Here is a 21,005-nt window from a genome sequence, read left to right on the forward strand (position 1 = left end):
ACCCTTGGTCCGCTACAGCAGTTCTGTTCCTGCCCGAATCATGCCGTGGGACCACGGCTAGCCTGAGGAGACAAAGACGTGTCCATCGAGACAATTGCAACTGACAATGACGCCCTGGTACTGACCGAAGAAGAGATCTTCGCAGCCCATGAAGGCGGCAAGCTGACCATCTCCAGCACCGTTCCGCTGAACAACAAGCGCGACCTTTCCATCGCCTACACCCCCGGTGTGGCACAGGTCAGCCGCGCAATCCACGCAGACCCCAAGCTTGCCCGGACGCACACCTGGGCCGAGCGCCTGGTGGTTGTCGTCAGCGATGGCACCGCGGTTCTGGGCCTCGGCAACATTGGACCGAGCGCCTCCCTTCCCGTCATGGAAGGCAAATCTGCCCTGTTCAAGTCCTTCGGCGACCTCGACTCCATTCCGTTGGTGCTCAACACCACCAACGTTGACGAAATCATTGAGACCTTGGTCCGCTTGCGCCCGAGCTTCGGCGCCGTGAACCTCGAGGACATTTCGGCTCCCCGCTGCTTCGAGCTCGAAGAGCGACTCATTGAGGCCCTCGACTGCCCCGTCATGCACGACGACCAGCACGGCACCGCCGTGGTGGTTCTCGCTGCCCTGACCAACGCAGCCAAGGTGACCCAGCGCGAACTCGCAGGCCTCAAGGTTGTCGTGTCCGGCGCAGGTGCCGCAGGCATTGCCATTGCCGAGATTCTTCTTGCTGTTGGCATCAAGGACGTCATCCTGCTCGACTCCAAGGGCGTAGTCAACGCTGAGCGTGCCGACCTCGTGGCCGATCCCGGCAGCGTCAAGGCCCGCATGGCCCAGCGCACCAACCCCCGCGGCGTGACCGGCGGTCCGGGCGAGGGGCTGACCGGCGCCGATGTGTTCGTGGGCGTCTCCTCCTCCAAGTTGGACGAAGAGCACCTGAAGCTGATGAACGATCAGTCGATCGTGTTCGCCTTGTCCAACCCGGACCCGGAAGTTCTCCCCGAGGTTGCCCAGAAGTACGCGGCCGTTGTTGCCACCGGCCGCAGCGACTTCCCGAACCAGATCAACAACGTCCTGGCTTTCCCGGGTATCTTCCGTGGCGCACTCGATGCCAAGGCCCGCCGCATCACGCCCGCCATGAAGATCGCCGCCGCAAACGCCATTGCTGAGCTCGCCGCGGAGGACCTCTCCGCCGACTACATCGTGCCGAGCCCGCTGGATGCCCGCGTGGCACCGGCCGTCACCGCGGCTGTTGCTGCTGCAGTCACCGAATAGCGGCTACTGACGCAAGACCGACGACGGCGACGCCTCCCGTGCTGGGGAGCGTCGCCGTCGTTCTCTGGTTATGCCTGCCGTTGGCGGGTCAGCGGTCCAGCCTCACCTGGTCAACTGTCCAGAAGGCGCTGTTGGTTCCGGTGTATCGGAAGCTGACTTTGGCCTTCTTGGCACCTTTGGGGACCTCGAGCGCAAGGGATTCGAAGCCGTTGAAGTTGGCGGTGTAGGCCTTCACCAGCTGCGGGACTCCGCCGTCGTAGCTGACAAAAACTTCGCCGCTCTGGGGTCCGTCGATCCTGTAGTTCGAGGCGAAGGACAGTGTTGCCGTCTTGCCGCCCTTCACCTTGAAATCGGGGCTTACGAGGGTGGAGTCGAATTGTCCGGCGGCGTGTGCCTTGTCATCCCACTCATCGGAGTCGGCGACGGCGAAGACGTTGCGGTTGCGGACGGACGTTTCGCGGCCCTGGTTGCGGTCGGTGTTGGTCCAGAACTCGTCGGTGGCGAACGACCAGCCGCGCCATTCGGTCACACCGCCGGCCGGCATGGCGGAGTTGTCGATGCTCCAGCCTTCGGGTGCGGTGGTGGTCCACCCTTTCACATCGGCGGCTGGTGCGGTTTCGTCGGCGCGGGTGCGCAGGCTGTCCCGCAGGGAATCGAAGTCGTCTGCTTCGATGTCCGCGATGGCCTTCCCGTCGAGGTTCCATGCAGCGTCGGTCGTGACTCCTTCGTGCTTCAGCACAGTGGGTGCGATGTCCGTGATCTTGACGTCGTTGCGGACGGTACCGGCCTTGATCCCCTTGCCCTGGGCGATGACGAACGTCTGGCGCTCGGCGGGTGTGTTGCCACCGTGGCCACCTGTGGGGGTGTGTCCGTGGTCGGCTGTAAGAACCACCAGCCAATCCTCGGACGTGTAGCTGGGGCGGTTTTTCACGGCATTCAGGATCTCGCCGACCTGGCCGTCCGCCCTGCGCAGGGCTGCCAGGTATTCCTCACGCTCGGTGCCGTAGGAGTGGCCCGCGCCGTCAACCTCGTCCAAGTGGACGAACGTGCTGTCCGGGTTGCCGTTGGCAAGGTAATCCACGGCCTTGGCCGTGGTGCCGGCGTCGTTTCCTCCGGCGAGCCTCAGGTCAACCTTTTCGCCGAACACCGTTTGGGGGATGGGAGACCAAGTGCCCACAACCAGGGTGGAGGCTTTGGGCTGGGTCGATTCGAGGCGGCTCAGGTAGTCCGGGTATTGGCTGTAGTTGGGTGCCGTGAAGTTGTTGTCCACCACGTTGTGCTTGTCCGGCCACACTCCAGTCGCGATGCTCGACCAACCCGCTCCCGAGACTGTGGGGGCCATCGGGTTCGCGAACAGGTTGCTCTTGGCGGTCATGCCGGAGTCGACCACGCTCTGGATATTCGGTACGCCGGCAGCGGAAAACTTGGCTATTGCGGCGCCATCGAGGCCAATCACCAGGGTCTTCTTGCGCTTGGTCCCGTCAGGAAGCCCGGAGTACGGGGCCTGGGCCGGGCGGCTGTCGGTGCTTGCGTACTGGGTCTCCGGCGCGTCCGGTGCCGCAGGGGCGGCTACTGCAGCAGACGGGAGTACGACGGCGGCCGCGAGCGTAAGTGCGGCTGTTGCCGTGGCGGTGCGAAAAGGACGTGCGTTGTCCAATGTTTTCTCCAGGTTCGGGTCCGAGGGGGAGCTGTTGGCTGAGTTTGCCGACAGCCTGACTCCTCAACCCTGCCGCTTCGACTGGATCCAGACAACGAAAAATGCCACTTGTCTATACAAGTTAGATGGACGTTAATCTTTTGTTTCCCGGGCCTTCGTATTTTTTCGAGGCTCGGAATTGGCGCTGGTTGTTTAGTTGTTCATACAGCTCGCGGACACCGTTTGTTTTCGGGCGCCACCTAGACTGAGGGGCATGAACGCCGAACTCATCGTGACCATCCTGTGCGGCCTGGCCATCGCGGTCGGTGTGGCCGGAACCATCATTCCCGTGCTTCCGGGCAGCATTCTTATCGGCGCAAGCCTGTTGGCATGGGCCATCTGGGGAGGTGCCGGTCCGCTGGGATGGGTGATCTTCGCCGTCGGAATGGTGTTTGTGGTGGCGGGCATGGCCGCCAGCGCAGTGCTCACTGGACGCAAGCTCAAGCAACACGGTATCCCCAACCGATCGGTGCTGATCGGCGTGGTCCTGGGGGTCGTGGGAATGTTCGTCATTCCCGTGGTGGGGCTGTTTGTGGGGTTCGCCGTCGGACTTCTCCTGAGCGAAGTCCAGCGCACGCGCAACTTCCGCACGGCCGTCCGCTCCAGTGGCGCCGCGCTCAAGGCGACCGGCATCGGGATCCTGGTGGAGTTCGGACTGGCGTGCGCCGCGGCAAGTACATGGATCATTGGAGTGTGGATCAACGCCGTGAATGGCTAAGCAAAGCCCTACTTCAACACGATCGTCCTGTTCCCATTCAGGATGATCCGCCCCTCGCAGTGCCAGCGAACGGCGTTGCTGAGGGCCTTGCACTCTGTGTCCCGACCGGCGGCTACGAGATCGTCCGGTCCGAACGTGTGGTCCACCTCCACTACCTGCTGGGCGATGATTGGACCTTCGTCCAGCTCGCCATTCACGTAGTGGGCCGTGGCGCCCACAGTTTTCACACCACGCGCGTAAGCCTGGTGATAGGGCTTTGCACCCTTGAAGCTGGGCAGGAACGAGTGGTGGATGTTGATCGCACGGCCATCAAGCTTGCGGGCGAGGTCGTCGCTGAGCACCTGCATGTAGCGGGCCAGGACAATGAGTTCCACGTCCAGTTCATCGATGATCTCCAGCAAGCGGCCCTCGGCGGCCGGCTTGGTGGCGGCGGTGACAGGCACATGGAAGAACGGAATTCCGTGCCACTCCGCCAAACCCTGATGGTCGGTGTGGTTGGACACGACACCCACCACATCAATGGGCAGCTCGCCGATCCTTGCGCGGAAAAGGAGGTCGTTCAGGCAGTGCCCGAACTTCGAGACCATAATCAACACCCGGCGCTTGGACCCCTGACGTTCAAGCTGCCAGTTCATGCCGTACTTCTCGCCTACCGGGGCGAAAGCGGTCCGCAGCTCGTCAAGTGTGGAGGCATCGCCGTCGGACGCGAAGTGCACCCGCATGAAGAAGTGCGCTTCGGCGCGTTCGCCGAATTGCTTGTTGTCGATGATGTCGCAGCCGTGTTCCAGCAGGAAGCCGGATACGGCGTGCACGATTCCGGGACCCTCGGGGCAGTCCAGGGTGAGGACGTGCTCCACTTTCGTTTCCGGGGAGGAACCGGCAGCAGTTTCAGTTTGGATGGCAGTCATGGCTAGCACTCCACTACGTTGACGGCGAGGCCTCCACGGGAGGTCTCCTTGTACTTGGATTTCATGTCGGCGCCTGTCTCGCGCATGGTCTTGATGGCTTTGTCCAGGGACACCTTGTGGCTGCCGTCGCCGTGCAGGGCAAGGCGGGCGGCATTGATGGCCTTGACGCTGGCGATCGCGTTGCGTTCGATGCAAGGGATCTGCACCAGCCCACCCACGGGATCGCAGGTGAGGCCCAGGTTGTGTTCGATGCCCACCTCGGCGGCGTTTTCGACTTGCTCCGGCGTTCCGCCGAGGACTTCGCAGAGCCCGGCAGCGGCCATGGAGCAGGCGGAGCCCACTTCGCCTTGGCAGCCCACCTCGGCACCCGAAATGGACGCGTTGATCTTGAACAGGATTCCGACGGCGGCCGCCGCCAGCAGGAAGCGCACGACACCGTCGTCGTTGGCTCCCGGAACGAACTTTGTGTAATAGTGCAGGACGGCCGGGACAATTCCCGCGGCACCATTGGTGGGCGCGGTGACGATCCTGCCGCCCGCGGCGTTCTCCTCGTTCACGGCCAGGGCGAACAGGTTGACCCATTCCATGGCGAGGAGGGGGTCTGAAGGATTGGACGCAGCTCCGGGGGCCTTGTTTGCGGCGTCGGTAGCGGCCAGCGTCTTGAACAACGACGGCGCCCGTCGCCTGACCTTCAGGCCTCCCGGCAGGATTCCCTCGGCAGAGCAGCCGTTGTCCACGCATTCCTGCATGACGGCCCAGATTCCCAACAGCTTTTCGCGAAGTTCTTCCTCGGAGCGCCACACGAGTTCGTTGGCCAGCATGATGTCCGAGATGGACTTGCCCTCACGGAGGCAGATGGCCAGCAGCTCGTCGGCGGTGGTGAAGGGGTAGGGCAGGACAGTGTCATCGGCTACCACTTTGTCGGCTCCGGAGACGTCCCCGTCCACCACAAAGCCGCCGCCGATGGAGTAGTAGCTGCGCTCCCGGAGCACGGTGCCCGTATGGTCCAGTGCACGGAAGGTCATCCCGTTGGGGTGGGCGGGCAACGACTTGCGGCGGTGCAGGACCACGTCCTCGTCCCAGTTGAAGTCCACCCGGTGGTTGCCGGCCAGGCGCAGTTCCGCATCGAGTGCCGCCGCTGCTACCTGGTCGTCAGCCGTGGTGGTGTCCACGGTTTCGGGGGAGTGGCCTTGCAGCCCCAGCACCACGGCCTTGTCGGAGCCGTGGCCCCGGCCGGTGGCGCCCAGCGAGCCGAAAAGCTCCGCCTGGACGCGCACCGTTGCCGGAAGCTGGCCGGACGATTCCAGACCGTCCGTGAACTGCTTTGCCGCACGCATCGGGCCCACCGTGTGTGAAGAGGACGGCCCGATGCCAACAGAAAACAGGTCAAGCACACTCAGTGCCATTAGGGGACCTCGGGGGAGGCGTACTCCCGCATGGCGTCGAGGAGCCAACGTCCCAGGAAGTCGGCAAACGAGGCCCGGGGAAAGATCCGGTAGGTCTCGTCCGAGGTCTTCCAGAGCATTACCGGGATGTGGGCCAGCTCAGTGGAGACAGCCTTGCCGGCCTTGAAGACCCGCGGGTGCAGGTCCAGTGAACAGGTCTTCTCCAGCACTGCACGGGCGTGGCTTCCGGAGAGTTCGAACGTGGTGCGGTTGGCGGACAGGTCCACCACCTGGCCCGGGTCACCGCCCAACGCCCTGGTCAGGTCGCTGACCAGGGAACCGCCGAGGGAATCGTGGGCTTCCTCCGGAGCTACCACCATGAACTCGGTGGGACCGAGCCACAGGGCGTTGACGGAATCCTTGCCCGTTACCTCACCGCAAGCGGCAGGCAAGCCGCCGGTCACGGACGCAACGCGGGCGCCGGCGTCGGAGGCCGTGTGGACCCGGACGCCCACCATGGCCTGGTATGGGATTTCGGTGAGCGTCACGGTGCCCGGCACGGAGCCGGAAGTGAAGGCTTCAGCCAGGTGCTCGGCCGGGCTGCGGCGGGCGCCCCGGACGCGATCGACGTGTGCGGTTTCTGCTGGTGTTGCTGTTTCAGCCATCTTTGCGGGTCCCTTCAGCATCGAAAAGTACGGTTTCGCCAACAACCACGTCCACCAATTGGTCTCCCAGCGAGGCCACCAGGGTCTCGCCGATGCGGTTGCGGCCGTTTTGAATGAGTGCCAGGGCGAAGGAACGGCCCAGTGCGGCGCTGTGGTAGCTCGAGGTCACGAAGCCCTCCATGGGAACGGGTCCCTGGGCAGGGTTGACCGGGATGCCCTTTTCCACCAACTGCGTGCCTTCCGGCAACCGCAGGGAGTGGTCCACGGGAAGGACACTGACCAGGTGCTTGCGGTCCTCGCGGCTTGCGTCCTCACGGAGGTAGGAGCGCTTGCCGATGAAGTCCTTGGCCTTGGAGACGATCCAGTCCATGCCGGCGTCCTGCGGGGTGACCGTGCCGTCGGTGTCCTGCCCAACGATCGGGTAGCCCTTCTCGGCGCGGAGGACGTGCATGGTTTCCGTGCCGTACGGGGTGATGTTGAACTCGGCACCTGCGGCAGCAACGGCTTCCCAAGTGTTGAGTCCGTACCAGGACGGGATGTTGATTTCGTAAGCCAGTTCACCGGAGAAGGAGATGCGGCAAACGCGTGCCTGCACCCCGGATGCGAGTGTGGTTTCGCGGAACGTCATGAACGGGAAGGCTTCCGCATCCAGGCCACCGTTTTCGGCCAGCTGCGGAGCAACCTTGGCGATCACGGCGCGGGACTTGGGACCGACCACGGCAATGGTGCTCCACTGTTCCGTCACGGACGTGCACACCACGTCGAGTTCCGGCCACTCCGTCTGGTGCCACTCTTCCAGCCAGTCCAGCACCTTGGCTGCGCCGCCGGTGGTGGTGGTCATGAAGTAGCGGTCATCGTCCAGGCGAAGGGTCACGCCGTCGTCGAAGATCATGCCGTCCAAGGTGCACATGACGCCGTAGCGGGCGGATCCCGGGGCGAGTTTCTTGAACGCGTTGGTGTAGACGCGGTTCAGGAATTCCCCCGCGTCCTTGCCGCGGATCTCGATCTTGCCCAGCGTGGTGGCATCCATAAAGCCCACTGAATCGCGGACGGCTGCGCATTCACGCAGGACGGCCGTGTCCATGTCTTCGCTGCCCTGCGGGTAGTACCAGGGACGCTTCCACTGTCCAACATCTTCGAACAGTGCGCCCTGGGCAACGTGCCACGGGTGGATGGAGGTCACGCGGGCGGGGTCGAACAGCTCGCCGCGCTGGCGGCCGGCCAGGGCTGCGAAAGCTACGGGCGTGAACGGTGCGCGGTATGCGGTGGTTCCGATCTCGCCGACGCCCGGAATGCTTTCGGCGCCACCGAACTTCAGCGCAGCGGCGATAACGCCGATCGCGTTGACCCCGGAAGTCTTGCCCTGATCGTTGGCCGTACTGATGGAGGTGTACCGCTTGACATGTTCCACGGACCGCATGCCCGCCCCGGTGGAGCGGAGAACGTCGGCCACGGACTGGTCGCGCTGGAAGTCGACGAAGTGGTGGTGCCATTCGCCGGGCTCACCGGTCTGGCCGGGAACCAGCCAAAGCTGGCGGCTTGGAGCGCTCGCCACAGGAGCCTGCATTTCCGCGGGGGTGGTTGCGGACTCGAAACCAGCAGCAATGGACGCTGCCGCTCCCGCCGAGATGCCCTCTGCCAGGCAGTCCTGGAGTTCGAAGCTGCCACGGCCTGCGCCAACAACCTGCTGGTCGCGGACGGGCTTGGTGGGGATGAACGCTGCGAGCTCGTCGTCCCAACGCAGCTTGCCCTGGCGCTGGCTGTGGAGGTGGACCACCGGGCTCCAGCCACCGGAAACTGCCAGGAGATCGGCAGCCAGCTGTTCGACGCCCGAGGTGAGTTCGCCGTCGTCGTTAATGCTGCGGACGGTGACGCCATTCAGGCGGCCATTCTCGTCCGCCGACGTGTCAGCCACGGCGCTGCCGATGAGGACCCGGATACCGGACTCGACGGCGGCTGCGGCCTTCGCGCTGATCTGCGGACGGGCATCGACGACGGCGGCAATCGCCACGCCTGCTGCTTTCAGGTCCGCGGCAAGAGCGTAAGCGGAGTCGTTGGTGGTGCTGATGACGACGCGGGAACCGGCGGCGACGGCGTAACGGTTCAGGTAGGTACGGGCGGCCGAGGCGAGCATGATGCCGGGGCGATCGTTGTTCTCGAAGACCAGCGGACGCTCGTGGGCGCCGGGGGCCAGGACAACCTGCTTGGCACGGATGTGCCAAATACGCTGGCGGGAGACACCGGAGGCGGCCGGAACGCTCAAGTGGTCCGTGCGGTTCTGGGCTGCGATGAAGTAGTTGGAATCGTAGGAGCCGAAAGCCGTGGTGCGGTTCAGTACCGTGCATTCGCCGGCGGAAACCAGTTCGGCTTCCACGTCAGCAACCCACTCCAGGGCCGGCTTGCCTTCGATCAGTTCGGCCAGTTCCGGGGCCGTTGAACCGGACAGCAATGCGCCGCCAAGTTCCGGCTGGTCGTCGATCAGGATGACGCGGGCACCGGTGCGGACAGCTTCGCGGGCGGCTGCCAGTCCAGCAATACCGCCGCCGACTACCAGGACATCCGTGTGGACGTACTTCTTGTCGTACTCAGCTTTGTCCTCATTGGGATCAAGCTTGCCAAGGCCGGAGAGGAGCTCAATGTTCATGCCGTCCACCAGGGAAACTGCCGTGGCGGGAAGCATGGACTCGGCAACATGTCCGCGGAAGCGGGGAGCGATCTTGACCAAGGCGTTGGACTCTTCCACGCCGCCCGCCATGATGCCGCGGGGGCGGTCCTCGTAGAGGGAGTTGCCGGCGTTGATGTGGCCGTTGGCCAGCAGCGCCGAAGCGATGGTGTCGCCCGGGTGGCCGGTGAATTCCTGGCCGTCCACGGTGAAGCGCCAAGAGATGCTGCGATCGATGCGTCCGCCGGTGGCGAGGCGTGCGTTCTTGCTGGTCACTTCTAGACTCCTTCCGAGGAGATGGGGGTGGTGGCCGTGGGTGAAGCGGCGCCGGGGGCGAGGCCTGGTTCGCCGGCTTGGCCGAAGTCACCGCTCTGGGTGAACTCACCAGGCTTGTCCGGTTCGCTCTTGGGGCTGGTTGTCTTCAGATCCGGGCGGGGCTGGCCCATCCCATAGATGGAGTGGATCTCGTAGCTCACGGTGTCGCGGAGCATGTTGAACCACTGCCGGCAGCCCGTGCTGTGGACCCAGCGCTCGGCGAAGGTGCCCTTGGTGTTCTCCCGGTAGAACAGGTATTCAGCCCATTCACGGTCCGTGAGGTCATTCGGGCTCTCGGGGTAGGCGATGTGTGCCTGGCCGCCGTAGTGGAATTCGGTTTCGTCACGTGGCCCGCAGTTGGGGCATGAAATGAGGAGCATGTCTGTCCTGTCCTGGCTAGTGGGCTACGGCTGCGGCGCCGTGTTCGTCGATCAAGGCGCCGGTCTCGAAGCGTTCCAGAGCGAAAGGCTTGTTCAGCTTGTGCGGGGCGCCGGTGGCAATGGTGTGCGCGAACGTCAGGCCGGCTGCCGGAGTGCCCTTGAAGCCGCCCGTTCCCCAACCGCAGTTGACGAACATGTTCTCCACCGGGGAAAGACCAACAATGGGAGAGGCATCCAGGGTGGTGTCCACGATGCCGCCCCAGGTCCGGAGTACGTGTGCCCTGGCGAAAATCGGGAAGAGCTCGACGGCTGCTGCCATCTGCTCTTCGATCACGTGGAACGAGCCGCGCTGGCCGTAGCCGTTGTAGGAGTCCACACCAGCGCCCATCACCAGTTCGCCCTTGTGGGCCTGGGAAACATAGACGTGGACGTGGTTGGACATGACCACCGTGGGGTGGACCGGCTCGTGCAGTTCGGACACCAAAGCCTGGAGCGGGTGACTCTGGATGGGCAAACGGAAGCCGGCCATTTCGGCCAGCACTGAGCTGTGGCCGGCGGCGCACAGGCCCACCTTTTCGGTGTTGATGTTGCCGCGGGTGGTCTTGACGCCAGTGACCCGGTTGCCGTCCTTGATGAAGCCGGTGACTTCACAGTTCTGGATGATGTCCACGCCGAGCTCATCGCATTTGCGGGCGAAGGCCCAGGCCACATGGTCGTGCTTGGCGATGCCTGCGCGCGGCTGGTAGGTGGCGCCCATGACGGGGTAGCGGATGTTGTCGTTGATGTTCAGGATGGGGCAGAGTTCCTTGACCTGCTGCGGGTCAAGCCATTCAGCGTCAACGCCGTTGAGCCGGTTGGCTCCTACGCGGCGAACGCTTTCGCGGACGTCGCCCAGGGTGTGGGCGAGGTTCATGACGCCGCGCTGGCTGAACAGGAAGTCGTACTCCAGCTCCTCCGGGAGGATTTCCCAGAGTTTGAGCGCGTGCTCGTAGATGGCTGCGCTTTCGTCCCAGAGGTAGTTGGAACGGATGATGGTGGTGTTGCGGGCCATGTTTCCACCGGCCAGCCAGCCCTTTTCCAGGATGGCGATGTTGGTCATGCCGTGGTTCTTGGCCAGGAAGTACGCGGTGGCCAGGCCGTGCCCGCCGCCGCCCACGATCACGGCGTCGTAGCTTTTCTTCGGGTCCGGGTTGCGCCAGAGGAAGTCCGGGTGTTCGGGGAGGTGGTCTGCACTCACTGGGCTGCTCCAATCAGTTCTGCTTCGGTTGCGGCGCCATTGCCGTTGTTGTTCAGGTGCGGGTAGAGCGGGAACTTCTCTGCCAGCGCGGTCACGCGATTGCGGAGTTCGACGGCGGTCGCGTGGTCCAGGGTGACGTCACCCTCGGTGCCGGCTTTGGTCCCGCTGTTCGCTGCGGCGATCAACGCCGTCGCAATGATGTCTGAGACTTCGGTGAAGTCCTCGGCGCCGAAGCCGCGGGCGGCGAGGGCGGGGGTGCCGATGCGCAGGCCCGACGAAACCATGGGCGGGCGGGGGTCGAACGGGACGGCGTTGCGGTTGACCGTGATGCCGATCTGGTGGAGCGTGTCCTCGGCCTGCTGACCGTTAAGTATTGAGTGGCGAAGGTCGGCGAGCACCAGGTGGACGTCGGTTCCGCCGCTGACAACGGAGATGCCGGCTGCAGCTACGTCGTCCTGGAGGAGGCGCTGGGCCAGGATCTTGGAGCCTTCCAGCACTCGGACCTGGCGTTCTTGGAATTCGGGCTCGGCGGCCATCTTGAAGGCCACTGCCTTGGCGGCGATGACGTGCTCCAAGGGGCCGCCCTGCTGGCCGGGGAAGACTGCCGAGTTAACTTTCTTGGCGATGTCGGCGTCGTTGGTCAGGATCACGCCACCGCGGGGACCGCCGAGGGTCTTGTGCGTGGTGCTGGTGACAATGTGGGCGTGCGGGACGGGGCTCGGGTGGAGCCCTGCAGCAACGAGACCCGCGAAGTGGGCCATGTCCACCATGAGGTAGGCACCCACGAGGTCCGCGATGCGGCGGAACTCGGCGAAGTCCAACTGGCGGGAGTATGCCGACCAGCCGGCGACGATCAGCTGCGGCTTGCTCTCGAGAGCCAGGCGCTCAACTTCGGCCATGTCCACGGTGTGGGTGTCCTCGCGGACACCGTAGGGAACAACCTTGTACAGCTTGCCGGAGAAGTTGATCCGCATGCCATGGGTGAGGTGGCCGCCGTGGGCGAGGTTCAGGCCCATGATGGTGTCGCCAGGGGTGATCAGCGCGTGCATCGCCGAGGCGTTTGCCTGGGCTCCGGAGTGGGGCTGGACGTTGGCGAATTCCGCGCCAAACAGGGATTTCAGGCGGTCGATGGCCAGCTGCTCGATCACATCAACGTGTTCGCAGCCGCCGTAGTAACGCTTGCCCGGGTAGCCCTCGGCGTACTTGTTGGTCAGCACCGATCCCTGGGCTTCCATGACGGCCGTAGGGGCGAAGTTCTCAGAGGCGATCATTTCCAGCGTTGACTGCTGGCGGATGAGTTCCTGGGCGATCGCCTGATCGACCTCCGGGTCCGCCTGTGCGAGCGGGCGGATCAGCGGTTCAACCATGGTGTTCTCCTTCTGAAGTACTTGAAGCGGCCGTCTGTTAGGCAACTGATATATTAGAACTATTGCCATAGTATGTTGGAGATCACATAGTCGTCAACAGGTCTGCGGTAACTCATCCAGCAGACTGGGAATGCGACTAACGGGAGAGAGCAATGAGCGCAGCATTGGAAGCATTGGAATCAGCTCCGCAGGGTACGTCCCTCGCGGAGAACGCCTATTTGCTGCTGCGCGACAGGCTCATTATGTTGGACATCAAACCCGGCGACCCCATCAATGACGGTCAGATCGCGGCCGAACTGGGGATCGGGCGCACACCTGTTCGCGAAGCCATCAAGCGGCTCGAAAGCGACCATCTGGTGGTGTCGTACCCCCGGCGCGGAACCTTTGCCACTGGCGTGGACATCACGCAGCTCGCCGAGGTCTCCGAGATCCGCGAGCTGCTGGAACCCCTGGCGTCCCGGAAAGCTGCCCGCATGGCCAGTCCCTCCATGCGTTCGGAGCTCCGCTCCGTCGCTGATGCCATTCGTGACCTTGAAGGCCAGGACAACTCCTCCCAGGAACTCATGCGCTACGACATCCAGGTTCACCGGCTCATCTACAAGGCCTCCGCCAACGCGCACCTCGAAGACGTCCTCATTCGATATGACAACCTGGCCACCCGCATCTGGTGCCACATGCTCGAGAAGATGCCCTCCGTCTCCGGCCACATCTCCGAGCACGCCGACCTCCTGACTGCCATCGCCGACGGCGACGAAGACCGGGCCGCCGAGCTCGCCCTGCACCACGTAGTCAGCTTCGAAGAGACCATCCGCAAGGTCCTCTGACCCTCTCTCACCGTTTGCGCGGTTTTTCCCGGCGCTCTCTCACGGTTTGAGCGGTTTTTCCTGACGCTCTCTCACGGTTAGGCCGGGTTTTCCCGACGCTCTCTCATGTCCGCTGCATGGCGCCGCTGTGCTCGTGCCTCCCGCCTGGCCTCGTCTTGGCGGCGGCAGCGCGCTCCGCCGCCAGAAGGCAGCGCCCGACGTCGATGCCTCCTTGAGTGCCGACGTCGGGCCTCAAGCGCCCAGGTGAGAGAGCGTCGTCGAAAAGGGGGCGGAAGGTGAGAGAGCGTCGTCGAAAAGGGGGCGGATGGTGAGAGAGCGTCGTCGAAAAGGGGGCGGATGGTGAGAGAGCGTCGTCGAAAAGGGGGCGGAAGGTGAGAGGGGATCGATTGGTGAGTGCAACTAGGTTGGCGTTATCGCAACAGAATCAACTCATGCCGTCGGAGTCTGCGTAAGTCGGAGTGTTATTTGCGGTCAAAATTCGGATTCAAAATAAGCCTTGACCGTGGCGCCGCTCACACATACTCTGGTGCAACAGCGTTGCGTTGAATGCAACCCCAATGATTTTGGTGGACACATGAGCAATGAATCCTCTGTGGCAGCCGAGCAAGGCACTTCACCCGCCTCCGGCCCCGACCACACACTTACCCCCATGAACACAGTCAGCAAGGACACTCGACGGCGAGTGGTCACTGCCAGCTTCATCGGCAACTTCGTCGAATGGTTTGACTACGCCGTCTACGGTTACTTGGCCGGCGTCATCTCTACAGTCTTCTTCCCCGAGTCCGACCGGCAAACAGCTCTGCTGGCGACCTTCGGTGTCTTCGCGATCTCCTTCTTCGTGAGGCCGCTTGGCGGTTTCATCTGGGGCCATATCGGCGACAGGCTTGGCCGTAAGCAAGCGTTGTCCCTCTCGATCGTCCTGATGTCAGTGGCCACTTTCTGCATCGCCTTGATCCCCGGCTACGCCACTATCGGAGTGATGGCACCGATCCTGCTTCTCCTCGTACGGGTGGTCCAAGGCTTCTCCGCAGCTGGGGAGTACGCCGGCGCCTCCGCCTTCCTGGTGGAGTACGCACCGGCCAATCGACGCGGACTCTATGCCGCCGTCGTGCCTGCAAGTACCGCAGCGGGACTGCTGCTGGGGTCGTTGCTGGCCGCGCTCCTCAGTTCGCTGCTTACTGCCGAGCAGTTGGGCGACTGGGGTTGGCGCTTGCCGTTCCTGCTCGCGGCGCCCATGGGCTTGATTGGCAGGTACATCCGGACCAGGCTGGAGGACACCCCGGCCTTCCGGGAGTTGGCGGAGAAGGACAATGCGGTGAAAGCCCCGGCGTTCGCAATGTTCCGGACCTACCGGAAGCAACTCATCATCGCCACGGGCGCGGTCCTGCTCAACGCCGTCGGTTTCTACGTGATCCTCAGTTACATGCCCACGTACCTGTCGGAGGAGCTCGGCTTTGGTGCCACGGAATCGTTCCTGGCCACCACCATAGCCTTGGCCAGCTACATCGGCTTTATCTTCCTGACCGGTATCGCCTCCGACAAATTCGGCCGGAAGCGCATGCTCATCACGGCATCAGTTCTGTTCATCCTGCTGACCGTGCCGGCTTTTATGCTCCTGGACACCCGCAACTTCCTGGTGATCGTTCTGGTCCAGATTCTCCTGGGCGGCATGCTCACCCTCAACGACGGCACCCTGCCCAGTTTCCTCGCCGAACTCTTTCCCACGAAGGTCCGGTACACCGGCTTCGCCGTCAGCTTCAACCTCTCCAACGCGCTGTTCGGTGGCACCGCACCGTTCATGGCCACTCTCCTGATCGGCATGACCCACAGCAAACTGGCCCCCGGCTGGTACCTCGTGGCCGCCGCCCTGGTTTCCCTCATCGCAGTCCTGTTTGCCACGGAGACTTCCAAGAAGCCCCTGCTGCAGGACTAGAACAACCAACCCCTTGAAAGGAAAAACCATGACCATCACCCAGAACGAGGCCGTCAACGATGTCGCCAAGCTCGAGCGCACCAAGGTCCTCAACAATGGCGAAAAAGTCTCGCTGACGTTCTCCGACGCCGAGTTCGAACGGCGCCTCTGTGGCCTGCGCAGCATTATGGCCGAGAAGGACCTCGACGCCGTCATCCTCACCAGCTACCACTCCATCAAGTACTACTCCGACTTCCTCTTCACCTACTTCGGCCGCTCCTACGGCATGGTGGTCACCAAGGATGACACGGTCACCATTACGGCAAATATCGACGCCGGTATGCCTTGGCGCCGCAGTTACGGCGACAACCTGGTGTACACGGACTGGCGCCGTGACAACTACATCCACGCCATCCAGGAAGTCCTGCGCACCCGCGGCATCAACCCTCGCCGCATCGGCGTCGAAGATGACTCGCTGCCGCTCGATAACCGCAACAAGATCCAGGCCGCTTTTTCCGGAGCGACGCTGGTGGATGTTGCGCAAGCAGCCATGCGTCAGCGGATGATCAAGTCGGAAGAGGAAATTGCGGTCATCAAGCATGGCGCCCGCATCGGAGACCTCGGCGGCGAGGCCATCCGCAACGCCATCACGGCCGGGATCACCGAGTACGAGGTCGCCTTGATCGGCACCGAGGCCATGGTCCACGAGATCGCCCGTACGTTCCCGGACTCCGAAATCCGCGATACATGGGTGTGGTTCCAGTCCGGCATTAACACCGACGGCGCCCACAACTGGGCAACCACACGCAAGATCCAGGAACACGACATCCTGTCCCTGAACTGTTTCCCGATGACCAGCGGCTACTACACGGCACTGGAGCGGACTTTGTTCTACGGCGAACCGGATGCCCGCTCCCTGGAGTTGTGGAACATCAACGTGGAGGTCCACCAGCGCGGACTGGAACTCATCAAGCCCGGTGCCGTCTGCAAGGACATCGCCGCCGAGCTCAACGAGATCTACATCAGCCACGGCCTGCTGGCCAACCGTACTTTCGGCTACGGCCACTCCTTCGGTGTGCTGAGCCACTACTACGGGCGCGAGGCCGGCCTGGAGTTGCGCGAAGATATCGATACCGTGCTGGAGCCGGGCATGGTGGTTTCCATGGAGCCAATGATCACCGTCCTTGACGGCCAGCCGGGTGCCGGCGGGTACCGCGAGCACGACATCCTGGTGGTGGGCGACAACGGTGCGGAGAACATCACCAAGTTCCCGTTCGGCCCCGAGCGCAACATCATCGGAGCCTAGGTGGCTGGGCCGGTGGGGGCAGTGCACGGCGTCCACCGGCCATGGTCCCTGCCCCAGCGAAATATAGTGAACCCATGACTCCCTCGGAATCCAACGACGCTCCAGAGAACAGCAACAGCAACGGAGACAGCAAGAGCACGTCAGTGCTCGTCAACGCCATCGCGGTCCTGCGAAGCTTCACTGCTGACGAACCCCTCTTGGGAGTCACCGAAATCGCGGGCCGTATCGGCCTGCACAAGAGCACCGTCTCCCGCATCCTGGCCACGCTGGAACAGGAGAACCTTGTAGAGCGCGACGTCGATTCGCGCAGGTTCCGTATGGGGCTGGGAATGATCGCCATGGCGGGGCCACTCCTGGCGGAACTCGAAGAGCGCCGCGTCGCCTACCCTGTGCTGCGGGAACTCACCGAGCGCACGGGAGAGACCAGTGCGCTTATGGTGTGGAACGGCAACGAATCCATGTGTGTGGAACAGATCCCCAGCCGGCATCAGGTCAAGCATCTCGCTCCGTTGGGTGCCCGTTACAACGAGGCCCTGAGTTCATCGGTGCAGGTTTTCCTGGCGGCCGAGAACGAGGATCGGGTGAGGAACCTGCTGAGCAGCGGTGTCATTGACCTGCCCGGGCTGGACGAAGGCTCAATTGACGCCTACCTCCTGCGGCTGAAGGAGTCGATGGGGCGCGGCTGGTCTGTGAACTTTGGGGAAACGTCCATCGAAGAGGTGGGCGTGGCATCTCCCGTTTATGACCATAGGGGCGACATCGTGGCATCCGTCCTGATCCCGGCGCCGAAATTCCGCGTCTCGCAGGACACCCTGACAAGCCTCGGCGAAGCCTGCGCCGCAGCCGCAGCCAAGGTCACAACGCGGCTGGGTGGGCGCGCCCCGCGCTAAGTCGGGTACCCGCCGTCGAGCCCTCGAAACGGCTGCCGAGATGCCAATTAAGGACAGTCCCAAGCGCAATCATTGTCATCAAGTGCCATCTCGGGGGAAACGAAGCGACGGCCGTCCCCGCGAAGGGGACAGCCGCCGTCGTTGATTCACAAGGCGTGCATGAAGGACTACATGTTCCTTCGGGCCGTCCTTGGCTCGTCCATGGCATCCCTGCCCAGCCAGGCGCCCAAACCGATCATGGCAACGCCAAGGATCAGGTGCAGCCAGTTGTCAGCCGTGTTGAACGGGACGAAGTTGGCGCCCGTTTCCTGGTTGATGACCAGGCCGTAGATCCAAAGAACGATGTACACGGCGCCGCCGCCCAGGAGGAACAGGCGGGCCATGCGTGCGTTCCTTGCCATGGCCAAGCCGGCCACGCCAAACAGCAGGTGAACGATGTTGTGGAGTATGGACACTTGGAAGACTCCAAGCAGCATGGCGCCGGATTCATGTCCCGCAAAGGTCATGGCGCCGAAATTGGTGGTGATTCCCGGGATAAAGCCCAGGACACCAACCAGCAGAAATACAATGCCAACGCCCATGGCGGTGTTGCGAAGTGTCAACCCCATCATGTGGTGGTGTTCGGCGGGGTGCGAAGCGGTGGTCATCAAGTCCTCCCTTTCACGCGGTTAACCGGCTCTTCTCATGGAGAGCCGACCTGCGGCAAGGGGTGTGGCAAAACCTTGCCGACGCCGCCATAATACTCCTGAAATGCCTCCGATAGCAGGGGATGTGCCCAGTTCAGCGGCGGTTAGCATGGGTTCATGAGCCAAGTTCCAAACGGGCGGGTGCACACGATCTTCCATGACACCCGGGATGTGACGCCTTTCCGTGAAGGGTACGTCCGGACGCCGGTCCGCGGCCTCGCCGACGGCGTCAACGATGTGCTCTTCGGGGTCCTGAACGGCCGGGACCATGCGAAGTTGTCCTTGGTTGGCAATGTCCCGAGACTGAAGATGCTGTCACCCAAGACGGCCAAGGCGATGCACGACGCCGTCTTCACGTCCACGGAACCGGACCGGCTCCTGGCTTTTGGCCGCATGAATCCCGGGTGGGCGGGCTTGTGCCAAGTGATGGCGGGCTTGCTTGCGTACAAACACGGCAGTTTCTTGAGGGCTTCCGAGCTGTTGCAGCGCGGTCTAACAACAAGGATCGACGACGACGCCAGCCAGTTCTCGGCCATCTACCTTGGGCAGGTGGTCACCCGGGTTGAGGTTGCCGAACGTATTGAGGTTCCGGTTTTGTTCAGCGAGGAATCGGTGTTCCTGGCGCTGGCCCATTGCCTCCGGGAGATGGGGATGACCGAGTCGGCGTTGGAGGCTGTGGTGAGCCTGCCGCCGTCGTTGCCTTCTGCCTTGGCGCGCTGCACGGCGGCGTATTCGTTGGAACGGCACCGGGATGTTGTGCTCTGGACTGAGGGTTTGCTGAACACGGACGACCTCTCGGCTGCCCTGCTGTTGATCCGGGCGGGGTCGCAGCGGGCAAGAGGCGACTTCGAGTCTGCCCAAGTTGCGTTGAAGGAGGTCCTCCGGCGTCGGAAGACCAACCTGGCGTTGAAGAACGATGCCTTGACTGACAGGGCGCTCCTCGCGCTGGATCAGGGGCGCCGGACCCTTACACCCAGATCCAAACGGCCGGCTCTGCCCGCGGAGCTTGAGACTCTGGAAGTCATCCGAAAGGACGCTGAGATGCGCCGGCTGTGGGAGAACGACTTCCGGCAGCTGGGCGGCGAGTAAAGAGGCCATTGTGCACTCCTCCTTGGAGGCGTATCGTTGTAATCAACCAAACCATTGATAAAGGATTTGGTTGATTACGAAGAGGTATGTGGCGAATGGAACAAGAGGCTCTGGGCTCTGACACTTTGGATAGGGCCTTCATGGCGTTGGCGGATCCGGTGAGGCGGGCAATCGTTGCCCGGCTTTCGCGGGGGGATGCCACGGTCAACGAGCTCGCGGAACCATTCGCCATTACCAAACAGGCGGTTTCCAAACACATACAGGTCCTGGAGCATGCAGGGCTGGTGACCCGCTCCCGCGATGCCCAGCGGAGGCCTGTCCATCTAAATGCGGCGGCGCTTGAGCGTCTGACGGCCTGGATTGACCAGTACAGGTTGATCGCCGAATCCCGCTTCAGGCGGCTCGACACGCTGCTGGGTGCAGGTCCATCCGATCAGGAACCATAAAGCCAGCAAAGAAGAAAGAGGAACTGAAATGAGCAATCCAACAACAATCACTGCCGACGATGGCGTCCCGTTCGTTGATACAGTCCGCGAATTCGATGCCCCGGTCAGTGCAGTTTTCAAAGCCCACGTTGACCCGGACCTGTTGGCCAAATGGCTGGGCCCGCGCAGCACTGTCACGAAGATTACCGAGTACAACGCCACCACCGGCGGCAGTTGGCGCTACGAAAGTGGCGACGACAACGGGATGTTTGGCTTCCGCGGCGTCTTCCACACCGTTGAATCCGATGCGTTGATCATCCAGACGGTGGAGTTCGACGGCGCCCCCAACCAGGTGGTCATCAGCACCACCACCTTCGAGGAAATCGATGGCAGGACCCGGATGTCGGCCCACGAGGTCTACCCTTCCGTGGAAGCCCGCGACATGGCCCTTTCCACTGGCATGGACTACGGCGTGATCGAAGGATACGAGCGGCTGGACGAGTTGCTTGCCGCCTAGGCGCCCACCGGCCGCAGGTGCTGCAGAAGTGGAAGGAGTTGCTCCGACAACAGCACTGTCCCCAGCCCAATCATGATGATCCCGCTGACCAGCGTCACAACCCGCGCGGCACCCGGCCGGGAAGCCAGCAGCTTCCGGGAGGTCAAAGCCACGCCGGTGTAAACCAGTCCGGCAAGGATCACGAAGGTCAGGCCGAGCAAGCCCGACTGGACCGGAACGGGCAGTGCTGCCTCGGGGCTAACGAACTGCGGAACCAAAGCGACGAAGAACAACAGGCCCTTGGGGTTGATACCGCTGGTTCCCATGCCTTGGAGGAACGTGCGGAGTTGGTTGCCGGACTGCACGACGCCGCCTTCCGCGCTGAAGCTCGCGCCTCGCCACGAGCGGATGGTGGCGACGCCGAGCCACAGCAAGTAGGCGGCGCCGGCAATGGTCAGCCATCCCAGCAGTCCGGGAACTCCAGCCAGAAGGGCCGCCAATCCTGCTGCCATCAGCAAAGTGTGGATGACGTAACCGCTGCAAAGGCCGGCGACGGCGGGTATGAAGCTGCGTTGACGGAGGCCGGCGGAAATCGAGTACGCCCAGTCGACGCCGGGGGTGCATGCCAGGCTGACGGCGACAAGCATGAAGGCGAGGAACAATTGCGGATTCACGATCTCTCCAGAGCTAGTTGGTAGGAAAACTCTAGGGAAAATTGCCCCATAAGTGTTCCCTGTTTTAGCTCTGACAGCCGTGATTTGGGTAAGATTATTGC

The 21,005-nt window shown here is 63.0% G+C and carries 19 protein-coding genes; 9 read left to right on the forward strand and 10 right to left on the reverse strand.

Going from position 1 to position 21,005, the window contains the following annotated elements:
* The first annotated feature begins 78 nt into the window (after positions 1–78).
* Positions 79–1,269, forward strand: coding sequence for an NAD(P)-dependent malic enzyme (locus N7568_RS11365; RefSeq protein ID WP_261609929.1), 1,191 nt, complete (start codon positions 79–81; stop codon positions 1,267–1,269).
* 88 nt (positions 1,270–1,357) lie between these two features.
* Here N7568_RS11365 and N7568_RS11370 read toward each other — a convergent pair whose 3' ends face one another.
* Positions 1,358–2,926 carry an alkaline phosphatase family protein gene (locus tag N7568_RS11370; RefSeq protein ID WP_261609930.1) on the reverse strand — a complete coding sequence of 523 codons (1,569 nt, stop codon included), beginning with the start codon at positions 2,924–2,926 and terminating at the stop codon, positions 1,358–1,360.
* Between the two features lie 253 nt (positions 2,927–3,179).
* Here N7568_RS11370 and N7568_RS11375 point away from each other — a divergent pair, with 253 nt between their 5' ends.
* Positions 3,180–3,683, forward strand: coding sequence for a DUF456 domain-containing protein (locus N7568_RS11375; RefSeq protein WP_261609931.1), 504 nt, complete (start codon positions 3,180–3,182; stop codon positions 3,681–3,683).
* Positions 3,684–3,691: 8 nt separating this feature from the next.
* On the opposite strand, the gene purU is transcribed toward N7568_RS11375, so the two are convergent.
* Genes purU through glyA form a run of 7 tightly spaced genes read right to left on the reverse strand, consistent with a single transcriptional unit; the run spans position 3,692 to position 12,602 of the window.
* Entirely contained in the window at positions 3,692–4,591 is a 900-nt protein-coding gene (gene purU / locus N7568_RS11380) for a formyltetrahydrofolate deformylase (RefSeq protein ID WP_261609932.1), read from the reverse strand.
* Positions 4,592–4,593: 2 nt separating this feature from the next.
* A complete protein-coding gene (locus N7568_RS11385) occupies positions 4,594–5,997 on the reverse strand; it encodes an L-serine ammonia-lyase (RefSeq protein ID WP_261609933.1) in 1,404 nt (467 codons plus the stop codon).
* Positions 5,997–6,641, reverse strand: coding sequence for a sarcosine oxidase subunit gamma (locus N7568_RS11390; protein WP_261609934.1), 645 nt, complete (start codon positions 6,639–6,641; stop codon positions 5,997–5,999). The genes N7568_RS11385 and N7568_RS11390 overlap by 1 nt, the downstream gene beginning before the upstream one ends.
* Positions 6,634–9,579, reverse strand: a complete 2,946-nt coding sequence (locus N7568_RS11395) for a sarcosine oxidase subunit alpha family protein (RefSeq protein WP_261609935.1) — start codon at positions 9,577–9,579, stop codon at positions 6,634–6,636. Before N7568_RS11395 ends, N7568_RS11390 begins: the two co-directional genes overlap by 8 nt.
* A 2-nt stretch (positions 9,580–9,581) precedes the next feature.
* Complete coding sequence (locus N7568_RS11400; RefSeq protein ID WP_261609936.1) at positions 9,582–9,998, reverse strand: sarcosine oxidase subunit delta; 417 nt, start codon at positions 9,996–9,998, stop codon at positions 9,582–9,584.
* A gap of 16 nt (positions 9,999–10,014) precedes the next feature.
* A complete protein-coding gene (locus tag N7568_RS11405; RefSeq protein ID WP_261609937.1) occupies positions 10,015–11,235 on the reverse strand; it encodes a sarcosine oxidase subunit beta family protein in 1,221 nt (406 codons plus the stop codon).
* Complete coding sequence (glyA, locus tag N7568_RS11410; protein WP_261609938.1) at positions 11,232–12,602, reverse strand: serine hydroxymethyltransferase; 1,371 nt, start codon at positions 12,600–12,602, stop codon at positions 11,232–11,234. The genes N7568_RS11405 and glyA overlap by 4 nt, the downstream gene beginning before the upstream one ends.
* A 152-nt stretch (positions 12,603–12,754) precedes the next feature.
* Between glyA and N7568_RS11415 the strand changes: the two genes are divergently transcribed.
* From N7568_RS11415 to N7568_RS11430, 4 genes are all read left to right on the forward strand, one after another.
* On the forward strand, positions 12,755–13,426 hold the full coding sequence (locus N7568_RS11415) for a GntR family transcriptional regulator (protein WP_261609939.1): 672 nt from the start codon (positions 12,755–12,757) through the stop codon (positions 13,424–13,426).
* A gap of 574 nt (positions 13,427–14,000) precedes the next feature.
* Positions 14,001–15,359 (forward strand): MFS transporter, encoded by a 1,359-nt coding sequence (locus N7568_RS11420; protein WP_261609940.1) that lies wholly within the window; start codon positions 14,001–14,003, stop codon positions 15,357–15,359.
* A gap of 28 nt (positions 15,360–15,387) precedes the next feature.
* Positions 15,388–16,644 carry an aminopeptidase P family protein gene (locus N7568_RS11425; RefSeq protein ID WP_261609941.1) on the forward strand — a complete coding sequence of 419 codons (1,257 nt, stop codon included), beginning with the start codon at positions 15,388–15,390 and terminating at the stop codon, positions 16,642–16,644.
* A gap of 74 nt (positions 16,645–16,718) precedes the next feature.
* Positions 16,719–17,534: an IclR family transcriptional regulator gene (locus N7568_RS11430; protein ID WP_261609942.1), complete on the forward strand. Its 816-nt coding sequence runs from the start codon at positions 16,719–16,721 to the stop codon at positions 17,532–17,534.
* Positions 17,535–17,701: 167 nt separating this feature from the next.
* Here the strand turns inward: N7568_RS11430 and N7568_RS11435 are convergent, their stop codons facing one another.
* Positions 17,702–18,181, reverse strand: a complete 480-nt coding sequence (locus N7568_RS11435; RefSeq protein ID WP_261609943.1) for a DUF4383 domain-containing protein — start codon at positions 18,179–18,181, stop codon at positions 17,702–17,704.
* 156 nt (positions 18,182–18,337) lie between these two features.
* On the opposite strand from N7568_RS11435, the gene N7568_RS11440 reads away from it, so the two are divergent.
* The 3 genes from N7568_RS11440 (at position 18,338) to N7568_RS11450 (ending at position 20,251) form a co-directional block, all read left to right on the forward strand.
* Positions 18,338–19,309, forward strand: coding sequence for a hypothetical protein (locus N7568_RS11440; RefSeq protein ID WP_261609944.1), 972 nt, complete (start codon positions 18,338–18,340; stop codon positions 19,307–19,309).
* A 95-nt stretch (positions 19,310–19,404) separates the two neighbouring features.
* Complete coding sequence (locus N7568_RS11445; RefSeq protein WP_261609945.1) at positions 19,405–19,755, forward strand: ArsR/SmtB family transcription factor; 351 nt, start codon at positions 19,405–19,407, stop codon at positions 19,753–19,755.
* Between the two features lie 28 nt (positions 19,756–19,783).
* Positions 19,784–20,251: an SRPBCC family protein gene (locus N7568_RS11450; RefSeq protein WP_261609946.1), complete on the forward strand. Its 468-nt coding sequence runs from the start codon at positions 19,784–19,786 to the stop codon at positions 20,249–20,251.
* Here N7568_RS11450 and N7568_RS11455 read toward each other — a convergent pair.
* The gene (locus tag N7568_RS11455) at positions 20,248–20,904 is read right to left on the reverse strand and encodes a LysE family translocator (RefSeq protein WP_261609947.1); all 657 of its coding nucleotides are present in this window, start codon (positions 20,902–20,904) and stop codon (positions 20,248–20,250) included. The genes N7568_RS11450 and N7568_RS11455 overlap by 4 nt on opposite strands.
* Between the last annotated feature and the right edge of the window lie 101 nt (positions 20,905–21,005).

Source organism: Paenarthrobacter aurescens, from assembly GCF_025421775.1.
Taxonomy (GTDB): domain Bacteria; phylum Actinomycetota; class Actinomycetes; order Actinomycetales; family Micrococcaceae; genus Arthrobacter; species Arthrobacter aurescens_B.

Excerpts from the sequence above, each read along its gene's own strand:
- N7568_RS11375 (WP_261609931.1), top strand. The coding sequence starts at position 3,180 with ATGAACGCCGAACTCATCGTGACCATCCTGTGCGGCCTGGCCATCGCG.
- purU (WP_261609932.1), bottom strand. The coding sequence starts at position 4,591 with ATGACTGCCATCCAAACTGAAACTGCTGCCGGTTCCTCCCCGGAAACG.
- N7568_RS11385 (WP_261609933.1), bottom strand. The coding sequence starts at position 5,997 with ATGGCACTGAGTGTGCTTGACCTGTTTTCTGTTGGCATCGGGCCGTCC.
- N7568_RS11390 (WP_261609934.1), bottom strand. The coding sequence starts at position 6,641 with ATGGCTGAAACAGCAACACCAGCAGAAACCGCACACGTCGATCGCGTC.
- N7568_RS11400 (WP_261609936.1), bottom strand. The coding sequence starts at position 9,998 with ATGCTCCTCATTTCATGCCCCAACTGCGGGCCACGTGACGAAACCGAA.
- glyA (WP_261609938.1), bottom strand. The coding sequence starts at position 12,602 with ATGGTTGAACCGCTGATCCGCCCGCTCGCACAGGCGGACCCGGAGGTC.
- N7568_RS11415 (WP_261609939.1), top strand. The coding sequence starts at position 12,755 with ATGAGCGCAGCATTGGAAGCATTGGAATCAGCTCCGCAGGGTACGTCC.
- N7568_RS11420 (WP_261609940.1), top strand. The coding sequence starts at position 14,001 with ATGAGCAATGAATCCTCTGTGGCAGCCGAGCAAGGCACTTCACCCGCC.
- N7568_RS11425 (WP_261609941.1), top strand. The coding sequence starts at position 15,388 with ATGACCATCACCCAGAACGAGGCCGTCAACGATGTCGCCAAGCTCGAG.
- N7568_RS11430 (WP_261609942.1), top strand. The coding sequence starts at position 16,719 with ATGACTCCCTCGGAATCCAACGACGCTCCAGAGAACAGCAACAGCAAC.
- N7568_RS11435 (WP_261609943.1), bottom strand. The coding sequence starts at position 18,181 with ATGACCACCGCTTCGCACCCCGCCGAACACCACCACATGATGGGGTTG.
- N7568_RS11440 (WP_261609944.1), top strand. The coding sequence starts at position 18,338 with ATGAGCCAAGTTCCAAACGGGCGGGTGCACACGATCTTCCATGACACC.
- N7568_RS11445 (WP_261609945.1), top strand. The coding sequence starts at position 19,405 with ATGGAACAAGAGGCTCTGGGCTCTGACACTTTGGATAGGGCCTTCATG.
- N7568_RS11450 (WP_261609946.1), top strand. The coding sequence starts at position 19,784 with ATGAGCAATCCAACAACAATCACTGCCGACGATGGCGTCCCGTTCGTT.